This window comes from Actinoplanes sp. CA-030573 (assembly GCF_050951115.1).
In the GTDB taxonomy this organism is placed as follows: Bacteria; Actinomycetota; Actinomycetes; order Mycobacteriales; family Micromonosporaceae; genus Actinoplanes.
On record NZ_CP192038.1, the window covers coordinates 1,093,164 to 1,110,625 of the forward strand.

Sequence of the window (17,462 nt, forward strand, 5' to 3'; positions counted from 1 at the left end):
TCTCAACGACCCTCGACCCTGCGCGGAAGGGGGCGCCGAAAATGACCATTCCCCGCCCCCGGCTTTCGCCCCTGCAGATGCACGTGCATTCGCGAGTGCCGCACGTGAACAGGGACAACTCATGACCGCCCCACCGGTCCCCGGCGCCGGCGTCCGTCGATCGTGGATCGACGCGGCGGGCCTCGCGGGCCGTTCCCGGGGCGTCCGCGCGCTGACCGCGTGCGTGGTCGCGCTGGCCGTTCTCGTCGCCGTCGGCGGCACCCTGCTGCCGGTCGCGCGACCCGACGATCGTCCACTCTCGGTAATGGCCGGGCTCGGCCTCGCCGCACTTCTGGTGACGGCCGGTCAGCTCGCGCGACTGCGCTTCCGGCTCGGGCGCGGCGTCGTCTCCGTCTCGTGGGGCGAGGCCGCCTTCATCATCGGGTACGTGGTGGCGCCGCCCGGCTGGCTGCCGCTGGCGACCCTGACCGGGGCCGCCGTCGCCTGGGCGCTGCTGTCCTGGCTCGACGAACACCGCAACGTCGCCGAGGTCGCGCACCTGGCCGCGTCGCTCGCGCTCGGAACGGCGGGGGCGGCGACCGTGGCCCGGCTCATCGGTGGGGACGGGGCTGTCCTCGGCGTACGGACGCAAATCGCTCTTGTCGCCGGAGCGCTCACCTACCTGCTGATCACCTTCGGGCTGGCGGCCTTGACGCTGGCGCTGCACCGGGATGCCGCGGCCGAGCAGATCTTCGCCCGGATCCCGTATGCCAAGGTCCCGATGTTCGTCGGAAACGTCCTGGTCGGGCTGGGCGCCGTGGCCGTCCTCGTGCGCAAGCCGATCTGGCTGCTCGCCTTCGGCCCGGCGCTGTGGCTGCTGCAACGCACCTACCGCATGCACCTGCGAGCCGAGGAGGAACGCCGGATGTGGGAGGCGTTCGCCGCGGCCACCGCCGCCCTGCCCGGCCGCACCGAGGCCGATGTGGCCGAGGCCGGCCTGCGAGGCGCGCTCGATGTCTTCGGCGCCCGGCGGGTCGAGATCGAGGTGCGCGTCGCGGGGGGCGAGCGCCGGTACGCCGAGGACGGACCCGGGCACGACATCTCGCTCGGCGGCCGGACCGGGCCCGCGATCACCCGCTCGATGGCGGTGGCCGGCGAGGTGGTCGGCGAGCTGACCGTCTGGCTGGCCGAGCCGACCCTGCCCGCGCCCCGGGACGAGGCCGCGATCTCCGCCTACGGCGACGCGCTCGCCGCCGCGCTGCATGATGCCGCGGCCCACGACCAGCTCACCGAGCTGCGCCGGCGCGCCGACCACGACGGTGTGCACGACCAGGTGACCGGGCTGCGCAACCGCGGCAGCCTGCTCACCGACGGCGACCGCCTGATGCGCGAGCTCGAGCGGGACAGCCACGTGGCCCTGCTGCTGCTCGACGTGCGGGGCTTCCGCGAGGTCAACGGCACACTCGGCCACCGTGGCGGCGACGACGTGCTGCGCCTGATCGCCGAGCGCCTGTCCGAGCTGTCCCGCGGGTCGGAGCTGGTGGCCCGGGTCGGTGACGACGAGTTCGCGCTGCTCGTTCCCGGCCTGACCGCGCTCGCCGACTCCTCGACGCCGCTGCACGAGACGCCGCCGCCGCTGCCCTCGGCGGTCCGGCGTGCCCGCGAGCTGGCCGAGCACGTCGGCCTGCCGATGGAGGTGGCCGGCGTCCGGCTGGCCGTCGAGATCGCCGTCGGCGTCGTGGTCGGGCGGGCCGGCCGGATCGAGCTGACCGAGCTGGTCCGGCGCGCGGCGCTCGCCCTGGACCAGGCCAAGCGACAGGAGCTGGCCGTCGCGACCTACGACACCAGCCAGGACGCGGTGACCATCGACGAGCTGGCGCTGCTGGCCGAGCTGCAGGACGCGCTCGCCGCCCACGACCAGATCGTGCTGCACCTGCAGCCGGCGGTCGACCTGGTCACGGCCGCGCCGACCGGCGTCGAGGCCCTGGTCCGCTGGCAGCACCCGCGCCGCGGCCAGCTGTCGCCGAACGACTTCATCCGCACGGTCGAGCACACCGAGCTGCTGACCCCGTTCACCCACCGGGTGCTCGATCTCGCCCTGTCCGCCGCCGCGAGCTGGGCCGCGGTCGGCGTCGAGGTGCCGGTCTCGGTCAACGTGTCGGCCCGCAGCCTGCTCGACCCGGCGTTCCCGGGCCAGGTCGCCGATGCCCTTCGCCGCCACCGCGCGCCCGCCTCGAGCCTGGTCCTTGAGATCACCGAGTCGGTCGCGGTCAGCGACGAGGCCATCGTCGACGACGTGCTGGCCGAGCTGCGCGACAGCGGCGTGCAGCTCTCGCTGGACGACTTCGGCACCGGTTACTCGTCGCTGTCGATCGTCACCCGGGCGCCGGTCGACGAGATCAAGATCGACCGCTCCTTCGTCGACGACATGATCGACTCGTCGGCGGCCGAGGCCGTCGTCCGCGGCGCCGTCGAGCTGGGCGCCCGCCTGGGCGTGCGGGTGGTCGCCGAGGGCGTCGAGACGACCGAGCAGCGGGCCGCGCTGATCGAGCTGGGCTGCCCCAACGCCCAGGGCTACCACTTCTGCAAGCCGATGCCGGCCGACCGCATCGTGCAGGCGCTGACCCAGCTCACCGAGGCCGCCCCGGACAACATCCGCCCGCTGCGCGCCGACGACGCCTCCTGAGAGTGTCTAGGGTTGGCTCATGGCCAACCGCCTCGCTGACGCGACCTCGCCCTATCTCCTGCAGCACCAGCACAACCCGGTGGACTGGTGGCAATGGTCGCCGGAAGCGTTCGAGGAGGCCCGCCGCCGGGACGTGCCGGTGCTGATCTCGGTCGGCTACGCGGCCTGCCACTGGTGTCACGTGATGGCCCACGAGTCGTTCGAGGACGAGGCGATCGCCCGGCTGATGAACGACGGGTTCGTCGCGATCAAGGTGGACCGGGAGGAGCGGCCGGACGTCGACGCCGTCTACATGACCGCCACGCAGGCCATGACCGGGCAGGGCGGCTGGCCGATGACGGTCTTCGCCACGCCCGGCGGTGACCCGTTCTTCTGCGGCACCTACTACCCGAAACCGCACTTCGCGCGCCTGCTGGAGTCGGTCGGCGAGGCCTGGCGCGACAAGCGCGACGACGTGGTCAAGCAGGGCGCCGCGGTGGTGCAGGCAATCGGCGGCGCCCAGCTGGTCGGCGGCCCGACGGCGCCGATCTCGGCCGATCTGCTCACGGCCGGGGTCACCGCGCTCCTCAAGGACCAGGACCGCACGTACGGGGGTTTCGGCGGCGCGCCCAAGTTCCCGCCGCACATGAATCTGCTGTTCCTGCTGCGGCACCACCAGCGGACCGGGTCGGCCGAGGTGCTCGAGGTGGTGCGCGAGGCCGCCGAGCGGATGGGCCGCGGCGGCATCTACGACCAGCTCGCGGGCGGATTCGCACGCTACTCGGTCGACGCGCACTGGACCGTGCCGCACTTCGAGAAGATGCTCTACGACAACGCGCTGCTGCTTCGCGCGTACACCCAATTGTGGCGTCTCACCGGTGACCCGTTCGCCCGCCGCATCGCCGACGAGACCGCCGCCTTTCTCCTGCGTGACCTGGGCACGCCGGCCGGAGGGCTGGCGTCGGCGCTCGACGCCGACGCCGACGGGGTGGAGGGCCTGACCTATGCCTGGACGCCCGCCCAGCTCACCGAGGTGCTCGGTCCCGAGGACGGCGCTTGGGCGGCCGACCTGTTCCGGGTGACCGCGCAGGGCACCTTCGAGCACGGCAGCAGTGTGCTGGTGCTGGCCCGCGACATCGACGCCGCCGAGCCGTCGTTGGTCACCCGCTGGTCGGGCGTACGCGCGAAGCTCCTCGCCGCCCGAGCCACCCGCCCGCAGCCGGCCCGTGACGACAAGGTCGTCGCCTCCTGGAACGGCCTGGCCGTGACCGCGCTGGCCGAGCACGGCACCCTGACCGGCTCCGCCGACTCGCGCGAGGCCGCCGTCGCGATCGCCGACGTGCTGGCCACCCGTCACCTGGTCGACGGCCGCCTACGCCGCGTCTCCCGCGACGGCGTGGTCGGCGAGCCGGTCGGCGTGCTCGACGACTACGGTTGCGTGGCCGAGGCGTTCCTGGCCGTGCACCAGCTCACCGCCGACGGCCGCTGGCTGACCTTGGCCCGCGACCTGCTCGACGTGGCGCTGGCCCACTTCCCCACCGGCGACGGCGGCTTCTACGACACCGCCGACGACGCCGAACGCCTGGTCACCCGCCCCGCCGACCCCACCGACAACGCGACGCCGTCGGGCCTGTCGGCGCTGTGCGCGGCCCTGATCACCTACGCGGCGCTCTCCGGTGAGACGGCCTACCGCGAGGCCGCCGACGCCGCGCTCGAGCGGGTCGCCCCGCTGATCGCCGGGCATCCGCGTTTCGCCGGCTACTCCGCGGCCGTCGCCGAGGCAGCACTGGCCGGCCCCTACGAGATCGCCATCGCGGTCGCGCCGGCCGGCACCTCCTCCGAGCACGCCCCCACGACCGCCGTGCCGGCTGCCGCCGATCCCGCCGCCCGGGCTCTGATCGAGGCCGCGCACCGCCACGCTCCGCCCGGGGCCGTCATCGTCGTCGGCGAGCCCGATCGGCCCGGCGTCCCGCTGCTGGCCGGCCGTCCGCTCATCGGCGGCGCTCCCACCGCGTACGTCTGCCGCGGTTTTGTCTGTGATCGCCCGGTGACCGACCCGGAAGAGCTCGTCGCCCGCCTGCGCAACTGAATCCGCCCGCGCCCATCAGAGCTGCAGAAACTCGCCCGGCGCGCCCTCCAGTAGCTCGTCGAGCGGCATCTGCGCCTCCGTCTCGTAGATGCCGCCGTCGCTGAGGCGGAACAGCGTGACCGTGCGGGCGGCGTCGCGGGCAACCGTCCAATACCGCGGGATGCGCGCGCTCGCGTATTCGCCGACCTTGACCAGCTGATCGATCGCCTCGGAACCCCGGGAAACGATCTCGATGGCCAGCAGCAGATCGGCGGTGGACAACCACACCGAGTGCGGTTGCGGTTTCGCCCAGACGGTGAGGTCCGGGATGCGGCCGCCGTCGCCGTTCGGCCCCGGCACCCGGATGCCGGCGACCTGCATCAGCTGTCCGAGCGGCCACCCCGCGGTGATGAACCAGGCCATGAGGTGGGTGGCGATGACGGCATGCTCGCTGTCGGGGGGAGGCACGACGAAGAGGACTCCCTCGGGGCTGGCCTCGTATCGTCGGCCGTGCGTGTCGGCGGAAATCATGGCGGCAAGGTCATCGAGAGTGATGACCTCAGGCATGTTCCTGCCGATTGCTTCCGCGCTCATGCCGCAATGCTACGGAAGCTGGGCGGCGCTCGGCCGGGGCTGTGGATAACCCCTCCGACCGGCGCGGCTAGGCTGGGCGGGCGATGGATACCCGAACCGGTCTGCCCGTAGTCGGCATGGTGGGCGGAGGGCAGCTGGCCCGGATGACCCACCAGGCCGCGATCTCCCTCGGCCAGTCACTGCGCGTGCTCAGTGTCTCGCCCGATGACAGCGCCGCGCTGGTCGCGGCCGATGTGCGTCTCGGCACGCACACCGATCTGGCTGCTCTCCGTGAGTTCGCCAAGGGGTGTGAGGCCGTCACGTTCGACCATGAGCATGTGCCCAACGAGCACATCGCGGCGCTGGAGGCCGAAGGGGTCAAGGTCTTCCCGGGCTCGGCGGCGCTCGTCTTCGCGCAGGACAAGGGGCGGATGCGGGAGCGGCTCGCGGCGATGGGCGCGCCGGTGCCACGCTGGCAGCGGGTCGGGACGGCGGCGGAGATCGAGGCGTTCGCGGAAGCGGGCGGCGGCGGCTGGCCGGTCGTCGCCAAGGCGGTCCGCGGCGGGTACGACGGCAAGGGCGTGTGGATGCTCGCCGGGCCGGACGAGGCCGCCGAGCTGGTCGCCACCGGCACCCCGCTGCTGGTCGAGGAGCGGGTGCCGCTGCGGCGGGAACTGGCCGCGCTCGTGGCCCGGTCGCCGTTCGGGCAGGTCGCGGCCTACCCGGTGGTCGAGACGGTGCAGCGGGACGGCATCTGCGTCGAGGTGCTCGCGCCGGCGCCCGGCCTCTCCGAGTCGCGCGCGCTCGAGGCGCAGCAGCTCGCCATCGACCTGGCCAACGCGCTCGGCGTGGTCGGCCTGCTCGCGGTCGAGCTGTTCGAGACCGACGGCGGCATCGTGGTCAACGAGCTGGCGATGCGGCCGCACAACTCCGGCCACTGGACGATCGAGGGCGCCCGCACCTCGCAGTTCGAGCAGCACCTGCGGGCGGTGCTCGACTACCCGATGGGCGCGACCACGCTGACCGCGCCGGCGGTCGTGATGGCGAACGTGCTGGGCGGCGCCCCGGGCGGCATTTCCATCGACGAGCGGCTGCACCATCTGTTCGCCACCGATCCGGGCGCACGCGTCCACCTCTACGGCAAGCAGGTGCGGCCCGGTCGCAAGATCGGCCACGTGACCGTCCTCGGCGACGACATGACCTCGGTGCGGGCCCGTGCGGTCCGCGCTGCCAAGTGGCTTCAGGAAGGCGTGTAGATGGCACCGGTCGTCGGCATCATCATGGGCAGCGACTCCGACTGGCCCACGATGGAGGGCGCGGCGCTCGCGCTGGCCGAGTTCGACGTGCCGTTCGAGGTCGGCGTCGTTTCGGCCCATCGCACCGTACGCAAGATGGTCGACTACGCCGAGGGCGCCGCCGACCGTGGCATCAAAGCCATCATCGCGGGCGCCGGCGGTGCGGCCCACCTGCCCGGCATGGTCGCCGCTCTGACCCCGCTTCCGGTGATCGGCGTACCGGTGCCGCTCAAGCACCTCGACGGCATGGACTCGCTGCTGTCGATCGTCCAGATGCCGGCCGGTGTCCCGGTCGCAACGGTCTCGATCGGCGGCGCGCGCAACGCCGGCCTGCTGGCCGTCCGCGTTCTGGGCGCGTCCGACCCGGCCCTGCGCGACCGGATGTCGGCGTTCCAGGCCGGTCTCGAGAAGCTCGTGGCCGAGAAGGACGCCGCCCTGCGCGAGCGCCTGCTGGGCTAGCCGGTGGGGTAGCGTCACGCCCATGATGCGACGCTGGGGATTGTCGATCGTCTCGTTCGCCATGGCGCTTTTCGCGGGCGTCACCTCATTGGCGGCGGGCAATGTCGGCACCGCCCTCGTGCTCTTTCTGGTCCTCACCGTCGTCGCGGTTCTGACGTCGCCGCGCGCCTTCCCGAAGTCGGTCTCCGACGCGTCGGCGCGGGCCGCCAGCGCTGTCGACGGCCGGCCGATCGTCTATTGGCGGCCCGGCTGCCCGTTCTGCATCCGGCTGCGCGCGTCACTCGGGCGCGACGCGAACCGTCTGCACTGGGTCGACATCTGGGCCGATCCCGAGGGTGCGGCCTCGGTGCGTGCCGTCGCCGACGGCAACGAGACGGTGCCGACGGTGATAACGGCAAGCGAGGCGATGGTCAATCCGCAGCCCGATCGCGTACGGGAATTGGCTCGCGCCTGATGGAGATAATCACCCGGCCGGCGGTCGTCGCCAAGCCCGAGCGGCATTTCGCGGGTATCCGGGTCGTCACGCCGTTTCGCGGCATGTTCGCCGTCCGCGACCGCTTGATGCAGGAGTTGTACGACGCCGGAGTCGGCGACGGGCACACATTCTTCCGCCTGCGCGTGGTCAACATGGACGGCCCGATGGACATCGAAGTCGGCATCGAGACGCCGGAGCCGATCGCCCCCGTGGCCCGGATTTCGCCCGGCGTCCTGCCCGCAGGCAACTACGCGACGATGACATACGTAAACCACGGCCGGCGTGCAAATGGGACGCTGATCGACTGGATTCGCGGCAATGGGCTGGCGATGGATGTGGTCGAGAACCCGGCGGGGGACCGATTCGGGTGTCGCTACGAGATGTATTTGACCGACCCGAGGTCCGAGCGCATGAAAACCAAGTGGCAGATAGAGCTGGCAATCCGTCTCGCGGATTGAGTTCCGGCGCGTTTCGCCGAGGTTGAGGGTCTCGCCGATCGGGTCACGCAGGTGGTGGCGGCGGCTCGGACGGGCGATGTCTGAGCAGCCCTTCTGGCGCCCTTTGCTCTGCTCACCAATACGCGCGACAGGTGGATCAGCCCCCTCGCGTCCGGCGACACAGCACCCGCCGCGACATGCCGGCGACGCCCGTCTCGTCGTCTGCCGTTCGCCGCTCGTCATCGCCGGTCGCCGTTGCCGGTCGCCGCTGCTGGTCGAGGCTGCCGTTTCGCTGCTGCCGTTCGCCGCCTGTCATCGCTATTCGTCAGCGCCGCTTGCCGTCCGCCACTACCAGCGCCGCTTGCCGTCCGCCATCGCGACCGCCACCGCCACCGCGACCGCGGCTTGCCGTCCGCCACCGCCACCGCCGCTTGCCGTCCGCCACCGCCACCGCCACCGCGACCGCGGCTTGCCGTCCGCCACCGCGACCGCCACAGCCGCTTGCCGTCCGCCACCGCGACCGCTGCTCGGTACGCCGCCAACATCCCACCAAGGCCTGCCCTTGAGACGGCGCCGGGGGCGAAGACACCGGCGTCCGACGGCACGGGCGAGGCGGCCGCGATCGGCGCTGTGGACAACGGCCGGAAATTGTCATAGCCAGGCCGTACCGTGGGCCCACCCGTTACCGGGCGGGGGAGGCGGCGGGCGGCGGGCGCGGCGGGCGACGGGAGCGGCGGGCGACGGGAGCGGCGGGCGACGGGAGCGGCGGGCGGCGGGCGCGGCGGGCGGCGGGCGCGGCGGGCGGCGGAAGCGGCGGGCAGGAGAGACGGGCGCTGAGCGGCAAACTGCCGACCGCAGGAGCGGCGCGACGCAACCAGCGCTTCATTCGACGTCAAATGCGCCGTGGACAGCCGATGAATCACGTCCCCCACGCGGCTGCCCACACCATCAACGCATGCCGACCAAGCGACTCTTCAACCCCTCCCGGGTCCGGCGGCGGTTCTCGTTGGTGGCGCCGAAGATCAAGAGGATCACGCCCAGCGGCAGCAGGACCACCCACGGGCCTACCAAGGTGACGGCGAAGTGGATCGCTGCGATGGCGGTGGCTACGGCGCCTACCACGACCGGGGCCTGTTGGCGGTACGTCGAGCCGACGATCAGCGTCGCTACGGCGCCCAGCAGGAGCAGCACCTCGCGCAGCTCGCCACCGCTTCCGGCCAGGACTATGCCGATTGTGGGGACGAAGGCGGCCAGCAGGGCGGGACCGTAGGCCGCCCAGCTCGACAGGTCGGTGCGGGTGCGGGACTCGACGACGCCGACGGCCAGGGCCATGCCGGCGAACGGCAACGTGTACGCCTCGGGCACGGCCACGCCGCCGAGCGCGATGAACAGCCACCAGCCGACGATCTCGAAGGCGACCGCCAGCCAGAAGAGCAGCCGCCGCTGGTTGGCGGAACGGCCCGAGCGCGACGCGGCCAGGCCGAGGACCGCACCCCACGCCGCGAGCAGGGCGGCCAGGTGGGCGGGGGAGTCGAAGGCCAGCGCGCCGGCCAGGATGGCCGACGTGTAGCCGGCCCACTCGACCGTCGTCGCCTCGGCCCGGTACTGCGGCAGGCCCAGGCGCGGGACCGTCGCCTCGATGATGAGCAACGCGGCGCCGACGGCCAGGACGCCGAAGGCGGCCCACGAGCGCTCGACACCGGCGGCCACGGCCACCGCGAGGACGAACAGCTGGCCCATCAGGGCGGTGAACAGCCAGCCCAGGATGCGGGCGTGCTGGGTCTTGCCGGCCAGGGCGGCGACCAGGCCGACGCCCACGGCGGAGCCGAGGGTGAACAGCGTCAGGTCCTGCTGGGCCAGGCTGCCGGACAGGCCCGCGTTGCCGGCCAGCAGGCCGATCACGAAGACCACGTTGCGGGTGGTGCGCAGCAGCGGAGCCCGGGTGGTGATCGGCGGCGGGGTCAGCGCCAGGCCGAGCATCACGATCGTGAAGACGATCAGGGCGGCCGAGGTGGCGGCCGGGAAGGGGGCACGCAGCGCGATCGGGGCGATCAGGATGGTGATCGCCACGCCGGGGAGGATGACCGGCACGGCCTCCGAGGCGCGGCCGCCGAAGCCGATCGCGGCCAGCGCGGCCGCCGCGGTGAGCAGCACGATCGCCAGCACGCTGGTGCCGTCGACGTAGCCGGACGCGGGGTGGGCGAGGGCGGGGATCGGGCCGTCCCAGATGTGCTGGGCCTGCTGCAGCGGGTCGACCAGGGCGGCCCGCAGAGCAGGGGCGATCGAGAACAGCGCCAGGATCGTCGGGACCAGGGCGATCAGGACGGCGCTGGTGGCCGGGTCGACCATCCAGCGGCCGCTCAGGCCGCTCGGGCGCAAAACGGTCCAGCGTGAGGTCTCGTAGCGGGTGCCGGACCAGAACCGGTTGCGGGCCACGGTCAGGCCGGGGGCGGGCGTGGCGCCCCGCAGCAGCTCAGCCAGCACGCCGAGCAGGGCCGCGGCGGCGGCGTAGAGGGCGGTCGAGTACGGCGTGGGGATCGACGCGAAGGCGGTGCCGGTCGCGCCGAGCACCAGGCCGACCGTGGCCCAGGGCAGGTACTGCGGGATCCAGCGGGCGATCGTGGCCAGCACGGCCAGGCCCAGGCTCGAGGCGGCCAGCGCGGCGGTGAGCACGACCTGGGCGCTGTGGCCCTGGTCGGCGGCGAGAGCGGCCAGCACGCCGGGCAGCGCCAGCAGCACGGCGCCGGTCGCGGCGCCGCCGATCTGGGCCCGGTGGCGGGGCATGCCGGTGTCGTCGCGGGCGAGGTCGGCCTCGGTGACGACCGGGTTCCAGAAGCCGCCCGAGTCGAGCGGCGGTGCGTCCTCGGGCGTGGTCGTGTAGGCGACCGGGGTGCGGGCCATGGCCGCGGTGAGCCCGCCGATGGCCACGATGACCAGCAGGGCGACGCCGGTGGACCACGGGCGGGCGAGGCCGGCGCCGGCGGCGTGCAGGAGGACGGCGGCGGCCGCGGCGGCGCGGCAGAGGGCGGCGCGGGGATCGGCGGCGGCGATCGCGGCCATCGCGTACGCGAGACCGACCGCCCCGCCCACGAGCAGCGGCGACCACCAGGGCAGCCCGATCGCGTACGGCGTGCCGATGGCGGCCAGCGCGCCGCAGGTCGCCGAGATCGCGTACGACCAGGGCCGGGGCGCCGCGAAGGCGGCCGCGAGGGCCACCACGACCAGCGCGAACGGCGCCTGCCAGGCCCCCGCCGGCGGGTTCGTCGAGTATTGCGAGAGGTCGGCGGCCCAGACGGCGCCGTGCAGGCCCAGCACCCGCAGCCCGCCGCCCAGCGCCTGGTAGCCGGCGATCGCGCCGACCACCACGCCGGCCAGTGCCAGGCCGCGCACCGGTCCGCGGCGCCAGTCGTCGGGCAGGGCGGCCACGCCGAGCGCGACGATCAGCACCACCACGCCGGCGACGGCCAGCGGCGCTTTCGGGAAGGCCAGCGCGAAGACCCGGGCCAGGGCGCCGCAGATCGCCACCGTGGCGGCGGCGGCCGCGATGTCGGGGCCGTCCAGCACCCGGTCGCTGCGCCGGCCGTTGTCGATCGAGCGGGCGAAGAACAGCAGGCCGGCCGCGACCAGCAGCAGCGCGCCGACCCAGATGTCGGGCGCGGTGGCGCCGGGGGCGAGCAGCGCGGCCAGGGCCAGTGCGACGGCGCCGAGGCCGGTGCCGGCGGTCAGCGGGACGCTGATCTCGCGGCGGGCGACCTGGAAGACGGCCGCATAGCTGAGCGTGGCGGCGACGGCCAGGAAGCCGACGGCCAGGGCGGGCACGGTGACGGCCTCGGTCGGCGGCGGGCCGTCCCCGGTGTCGGAGACGGCGAGCGAGGCGGTGACCACCGCGCCGGGCAGCGCCAGGGCGGCGGCGCCGGCGGCCCAGTCGCCGACCAGCCAGGCGTAGAGCCGGATCGGGATCTGGCGGGCGGCCACCGCGATCATCACGCCGGCGCCGGCCAGCGCGGTGAGTACGGCGGCGGTGAGCCAGGACGCGCTGAGCGCGGCACCGGCGCCGAACAGGCCGACCGCACCGGCGGCGGCCACGTGCGTGACGGCGATGCGGCGGGTGCTCGCGGCCAGGCCGGCGCCGCCGATCGCGATCGCGCCGAGGACCAGCGGCCAGGGCGCTTCCGACCAGCGCAGGCCGAGCGAGGCGGGGACGGCCAGGGCGGTCAGCGCGACGCCGATCACGGCGCCCTCGTGCCGCCAGGAGCGGGGCAGGGCGAGCGCGGCGGCGATGGTGACCAGCAGCGCGCTGAACGCGAGCAGCCAGCCGGACGGGCCGGCCGCCTCGGCGATGCGCTGCGCGTAGTGCTCGGTGTCGGCGTTCCAGATCGGGCGGGCGGCCTGGAGCGGGGCGAGCGCCGCGCGTACGCCGTCGATGGTCAGGAAGAGCGTGATGATCACGAGGGCGATGGCCGAGGCGATCTCCGGCCCGGTACGCACCGCCGCCGGCAGCAGGCTGACTACGGCACCGGCGACCGCGATCGTGGCGGCCGCGACGACCAGCGTCCAGTGCGGCGACACCACGTCGGCGATCCGGGCGGCCGAGCCGATCACCGCGATGGTCAGCACGCCGCCGGTGATGTTGCGGGCCAGCAGGTTGTCGAGCAGGTGGGCGGCGGCCACCGCGGCCAGCGCGGCCAGCACCAGCACCAGGCTCGAGCGCACCGCGTCGGCGACCGCGCCGGCCTGCAGCAGCGCCACCGAGGAGTAGAGCAGGGCGCCGGCGCTGGCCACACAGAGCAGGGCGAAGGTGAGCTCGCGCAGCCAGTCGGCGGACGGCGGCGTGGCCGGCGGGGCGAGCGGCACCGAGCCCGCGGGCGGCGCGCCGGCCGGGCGCGGACCGGGGAAGATGCGGGTCGGCAGCCAGCGCCAGCGTTGCCGGCCGGTCATCCCGTGCAGGATGAGGTCGGGCTCCTCGGGCAGCGACTCGGGACGCAGCGGGGTCTCCACCGGTGCGCCGCGGCCGGCGACGTCGGCGGCTCCCGCCGCGTACGCCTCGTCGGCGTCGGCCAGGTTCTCGCGGTCGGCGGCGACCGGGCGGCCGATCGGCCACTGCGGCACCAGCCGGCCGCTGCGGATCACCGTGGTGAGCAGCAGCAGGTCGAGTACGGCCACGACGGTCAGCGCCATGCCCCAGCCGGCCGGGCTGTGGATCGCCGGGTACGCGAGCAGCAGCGGCACCGGCTGGAGCGCGATGACCGTGGCGTAACGGGGCGCGCTGAGCCGGGTCGCGGTCGCATAGAGGAACGCCGCCACCGCGGTCAGCGCGAACGTGACGCCGAGGTAGAGCGGCAGCGACACCCGGTCGCCGCCGGCCAGCGCGCTGTCGTGCAGCGCGTAGAAAGTCATCGGCAGCAGGATCAGGCCCACGCCGGCCACCGTCTCGGCCGTCGAGCTCAGCCCGCGCCGGGCGATGCCGGGCGCCGCGATCAGGGCGATCGCGGTGAAGACGGCCAGGATCGTGGCCCGGGCCACCGGGTTGTCGACGGCCACGCCGGCGAAGACCACCGCGGCCACGCCGATGAGCAGGGCGCCCAGCGCGAGCAGGATGTTCTGCACCGACTGGGTGGAGGCCTCGGGCGGATGCTGCTCGCCGCCGGTGAACCCGGCCCGGCGCGGCGGCGCTGGCGCGACCCGCTCGGTCGGCGGCGGGTCGTCGACCAGGGCGGTCACCCCGTCGCTGGCAAAGCCGGGCGGCCCGGTGTGCGGCGTGCCGGGCGGCGACCACTCAGGGCGCGGGCCGGTCGGCCGGCCACGGGCGCCCGCCGGAGGCGGCCCCGCGGCGCGAGCGCCAGGCGGCGGACCGGCGGCGTGCGAGCCGGGCGGCGAACCAGCGGCGTGCGAGCCGGGCGGCGAACCAGCGGCGCGAGCGCCGGGCGGCGGACCGGCGGCGTACGAGCCGGGCGGCGGACCGGCGGCGTGCGAGCCAGGCGGCGAACCCGCGGCGCCGGCGCCGACCGAAGCACCGGTGGCGTCGGCGCCGGGTGGCGGGCCGCCGGGGCGGGAGCCGGTCGGCGGCGGGCTGGTGGGGCGGGAGGCGGAGGGCGGCGGTCCGGCGGCGGCGCCGGACGAGCCCGGCGGCGGGGGCGGCGTGTCGCCGGGACGGGCGCCGGGCGGGGGCGGCGGGTCATCGCTGACCGGGGTGGCGCCCGGCGGGGGTGGTGGCGGCTCGTCGACACGGCCGGCCGGCGGGGGAGGGGGCGGGAAGTCCTCGGCGGGCTTTCGCCGTACGCGCCGGGATTTTGCCGCTTTTTTGGCTTTTGACTGTTGGTTCGCGTGGGCAAGGATGTCGCGCTGGAACTGCGCCGCCTGGATCTTGGCGGCGATCTGGGTGCGCTCCTTCGCGGCGGCCATGTCGCGGATCTTCAGATCAGCGATCGAGGCATCGATCCGGGCCAGCTCCTCGTCGTAGCTGTCGGACTGTCCAGCCTGCGCCACGGCACCTCCTCGACCCCGGGATAACTAGAGCATGCCGGTACGACACCTCATTAGAACAGGCTCACCGGGGCGGAGATCTATGGAAACGGGCGCGAAACGCCGCAGACGTCGTCACGCGGGCGGGCGACCCATCCCCCGGTAGGTCCATCCGGCGCGCGCCCACTGCGCCGGGTCCAGGCAGTTCCGCCCGTCGATGACCCGCCGCGCGGCGACCAGCTCGCCCAGCGCCACCGGGTCGGCGTTGCGGAACTCGGCCCACTCGGTGGCGATCACCACAAGCTCGGCGTTCCGCACGGCTTCGAGCACATTCGGCGCGTACGCCAGGGACGGCTGGACGCGGCGGGCGTTGTCCATGGCCTGGGGGTCGTAGACGTGCACGTCGGCACCGGCCGCGGCGAGAGCGGCCGCGGCGGCGAGACTGGGCGCGTCCCGTACATCGTCGGACAGGGGTTTGAAGGCCGCGCCGAGCACCGCGACCCGGGTCCCGGAGAGGTCCGGTCCCGCCGGCCCGGCCGGCCGATCCAGCAGCTCGGCCGCGAGCTGCAGCACCCGGCCCCGCCGCCGCGTGTTGATCAGGTCGACCTCGTGCAGGAAGCGCAGCGCCTCGCCCGCGCCCAGCTCCTGCGCCCGGGCCTGGAAGGCGCGGATGTCCTTGGGCAGGCAGCCGCCGCCGAAACCGAGCCCGGCCTGCAGGAACCGGTTGCCGATCCGCGGGTCGTAGCCGATCGCCCGGGCCAGCTGGGTGACGTCGCCGCCGGCCACCTCGCACACCTCGGCCATCGCGTTGATGAAACTGATCTTGGTGGCCAGGAACGCGTTGGCGGCCACCTTGACCAGCTCGGCCGTCGCGAAGTCGGTCACCACCAGCGGCACCTCGCGGTCCTCGGTGGCGGCCAGGTCGAAGACGCCCTTGTGGGCGGCCGCGAGCAGCGTGTTCGCCCACTCCGAGCGCACGCCGGCGATGATCCGGTTGGGGCGCAGCACGTCCTCGACCGCGTAGCCCTCCTGCAGGAACTCGGGCGACCAGGCCACCTCGACGCCCAGGGCGGGATCGGCGAGCTTGGCGACCAGCTGCTCCACCCACGCCGCCGTGCCCACCGGCACGGTCGACTTACCGACGATGAGGGCGCGGCGCTTCAGGAGCGGTGCGAGGTGGGTGACGACCTGTTCCACGTACGTGAGATCAGCGCCCATCCCATCCGGGCGCTGCGGTGTGCCCACGCAGATGAAGTGCACCTCCGCGGTCTCGGCGGCCTCGGCGTAGTCGGTGGTGAAGCGCAGTCGCCCGCCGGCCAGGCCGCGCCGGAGCAGATCGTCCAGCCCCGGCTCGTGGAACGGCACCCGCCCCGCCGCCAGCGCGTCGATCTTGGCGGCGTCCACGTCGACGCCGATCACCTCGTAGCCGAGCTCGGCGAAGCAGATGGCGTAGGTGGCGCCCAGGTAGCCGGTGCCGAGGAACGACAGGCGGGGATGTGTCACGTCCGGCTTAACGACCAAGCCCCTGGTCGGCGCGCGCTACGCGCCAGTAACATAGCTCGTGGTTTCCGCTTCTGTTGGAAAGGGCGCGCCCATATGTCTGAGTTCGACGTCTACCGGCTGCCGGAGGACCACGAGACCATCCGTGCCGCGGTCCGCGAGGTCTGCGACGCCCGGGTGGCGCCCAACGCCGCCGAGGCCGACGAGACCTCCGAGTTCCCGAAGGCTTCGTACGACGCGCTGCGGTCCTCCGACTTCCACGCGCCGCACATTCCGGTCGAGTACGGGGGAGCGGGCGCCGACGCGCTGGCCACGGCCATCGTGATCGAGGAAGTCGCGCGAGCCTGCGCCTCGTCGTCGCTCATCCCGGCGGTCAACAAGCTCGGGACCATGCCGCTGCTGATCGCGGCCTCGCACGACCTGAAGCAGCGCTACCTGCCCAAGGTGGCGTCGGGCGAGGCGATGTTCTCGTACTGCCTGTCGGAGCCGGAGGCCGGTTCGGATGCGGCGTCGATGACGACCCGGGCCGTACGGGATGGGGATTTCTGGGTTTTGAACGGGGTCAAGCGGTGGATCACGAACGCGGGTGTCTCGGAGTTCTACACCGTCTTCGCCGCCACCGACCCGACCGCGCGCTCGCGGGGAATCTCCGCCTTCGTCGTCGAGAAGTCGGATGAGGGCGTCTCGTTCGGGGCGCCGGAGAAGAAGCTCGGGATCAAGGGCTCGCCGACCCGCGAGGTGTACTTCGACAACGTGCGCATCCCGGCCGACCGCATGATCGGTGAGGAGGGCACCGGCTTCGCGACCGCCATGAAGACGCTCGATCACACCCGGGTGACCATCGCGGCCCAGGCCATCGGCATCGCCCAGGGCGCGCTCGACTTCGCCACCGGCTACGTCAAGGAGCGCAAGCAGTTCGGCAAGCCGGTCGCCGACTTCCAGGGCATCCAGTTCATGCTGGCCGACATGGGCATGAAGCTCGAGGCGGCGCGGCAGCTGACGTACACCGCCGCCGGCAAGAGCGAGCGCGGCGACGCCGACCTGACATACTTCGGCGCGGCCGCGAAGTGCTTCGCCTCGGACGCCGCGATGGAGATCACCACCGACGCGGTCCAGCTGCTCGGCGGTTACGGCTACACCCGCGACTACCCGGTCGAGCGCATGATGCGCGATGCCAAAATCACCCAGATCTACGAGGGTACGAACCAGGTGCAGCGCATCGTGATGGCGCGCCAGCTGCTGAAGGACTGATGTGCGAATCGCGCGGCGATGACGCCGCCGAGAGCGGCGCCGACGGGAGGTCCATGCAGACCGAGTATGAGGCCCGGTTCCTCGCCGTCGACGTCGACGCCGTCAAGGCCAAGCTGATCAGCCAGTCTGCGACGTGCGTCATGCCTCGCACTCTCATGCGCCGGATCGTCTTCCAGAACGATGACATCGAGCGACGCGGAGGATGGCTACGCCTCCGCGACGAAGGCCACCGGATAACCCTCACCTACAAGCACGTCACCGACGAGGGGGTCTGCTGCACCGATAGGTGACAGGACAA

11 protein-coding genes are annotated in these 17,462 nt (G+C 73.4%); 8 read left to right on the forward strand and 3 right to left on the reverse strand.

The window, feature by feature from the left end:
• Positions 1-121: 121 nt before the first annotated feature.
• Both ACQP2F_RS05055 and ACQP2F_RS05060 read left to right on the forward strand, forming a co-directional pair.
• Positions 122-2,665, forward strand: a complete 2,544-nt coding sequence (locus ACQP2F_RS05055) for a putative bifunctional diguanylate cyclase/phosphodiesterase (protein WP_433301080.1) — start codon at positions 122-124, stop codon at positions 2,663-2,665.
• A gap of 19 nt (positions 2,666-2,684) precedes the next feature.
• Entirely contained in the window at positions 2,685-4,733 is a 2,049-nt protein-coding gene (locus ACQP2F_RS05060; protein WP_433301082.1) for a thioredoxin domain-containing protein, read from the forward strand.
• A gap of 15 nt (positions 4,734-4,748) precedes the next feature.
• Here the strand turns inward: ACQP2F_RS05060 and ACQP2F_RS05065 are convergent, their stop codons facing one another.
• Positions 4,749-5,306 (reverse strand): Uma2 family endonuclease, encoded by a 558-nt coding sequence (locus ACQP2F_RS05065; RefSeq protein ID WP_433301084.1) that lies wholly within the window; start codon positions 5,304-5,306, stop codon positions 4,749-4,751.
• A gap of 83 nt (positions 5,307-5,389) precedes the next feature.
• Between ACQP2F_RS05065 and ACQP2F_RS05070 the strand changes: the two genes are divergently transcribed.
• Genes ACQP2F_RS05070 through ACQP2F_RS05085 form a run of 4 tightly spaced genes read left to right on the forward strand, consistent with a single transcriptional unit; the run spans position 5,390 to position 7,972 of the window.
• A complete protein-coding gene (locus ACQP2F_RS05070) occupies positions 5,390-6,541 on the forward strand; it encodes a 5-(carboxyamino)imidazole ribonucleotide synthase (RefSeq protein WP_433301085.1) in 1,152 nt (383 codons plus the stop codon).
• Complete coding sequence (gene purE, locus ACQP2F_RS05075) at positions 6,542-7,039, forward strand: 5-(carboxyamino)imidazole ribonucleotide mutase (protein WP_433301087.1); 498 nt, start codon at positions 6,542-6,544, stop codon at positions 7,037-7,039.
• 40 nt (positions 7,040-7,079) lie between these two features.
• Positions 7,080-7,493, forward strand: coding sequence for a glutaredoxin domain-containing protein (locus tag ACQP2F_RS05080; RefSeq protein ID WP_433301089.1), 414 nt, complete (start codon positions 7,080-7,082; stop codon positions 7,491-7,493).
• Positions 7,493-7,972 (forward strand): GyrI-like domain-containing protein, encoded by a 480-nt coding sequence (locus tag ACQP2F_RS05085; RefSeq protein WP_433301091.1) that lies wholly within the window; start codon positions 7,493-7,495, stop codon positions 7,970-7,972. The genes ACQP2F_RS05080 and ACQP2F_RS05085 overlap by 1 nt, the downstream gene beginning before the upstream one ends.
• A 927-nt stretch (positions 7,973-8,899) precedes the next feature.
• Here ACQP2F_RS05085 and ACQP2F_RS05090 read toward each other — a convergent pair.
• The gene (locus tag ACQP2F_RS05090; RefSeq protein ID WP_433301093.1) at positions 8,900-14,437 is read right to left on the reverse strand and encodes a proline-rich domain-containing protein; all 5,538 of its coding nucleotides are present in this window, start codon (positions 14,435-14,437) and stop codon (positions 8,900-8,902) included.
• A 111-nt stretch (positions 14,438-14,548) separates the two neighbouring features.
• A complete protein-coding gene (locus ACQP2F_RS05095; RefSeq protein WP_433301095.1) occupies positions 14,549-15,916 on the reverse strand; it encodes a UDP-glucose dehydrogenase family protein in 1,368 nt (455 codons plus the stop codon).
• A gap of 93 nt (positions 15,917-16,009) precedes the next feature.
• On the opposite strand from ACQP2F_RS05095, the gene ACQP2F_RS05100 reads away from it, so the two are divergent.
• Together ACQP2F_RS05100 and ACQP2F_RS05105 are read left to right on the forward strand one after the other, a co-directional pair.
• Complete coding sequence (locus ACQP2F_RS05100) at positions 16,010-17,164, forward strand: acyl-CoA dehydrogenase family protein (RefSeq protein WP_433301097.1); 1,155 nt, start codon at positions 16,010-16,012, stop codon at positions 17,162-17,164.
• Between the two features lie 53 nt (positions 17,165-17,217).
• Positions 17,218-17,454, forward strand: coding sequence for a hypothetical protein (locus ACQP2F_RS05105; protein WP_433301098.1), 237 nt, complete (start codon positions 17,218-17,220; stop codon positions 17,452-17,454).
• Positions 17,455-17,462 lie beyond the last annotated feature (8 nt).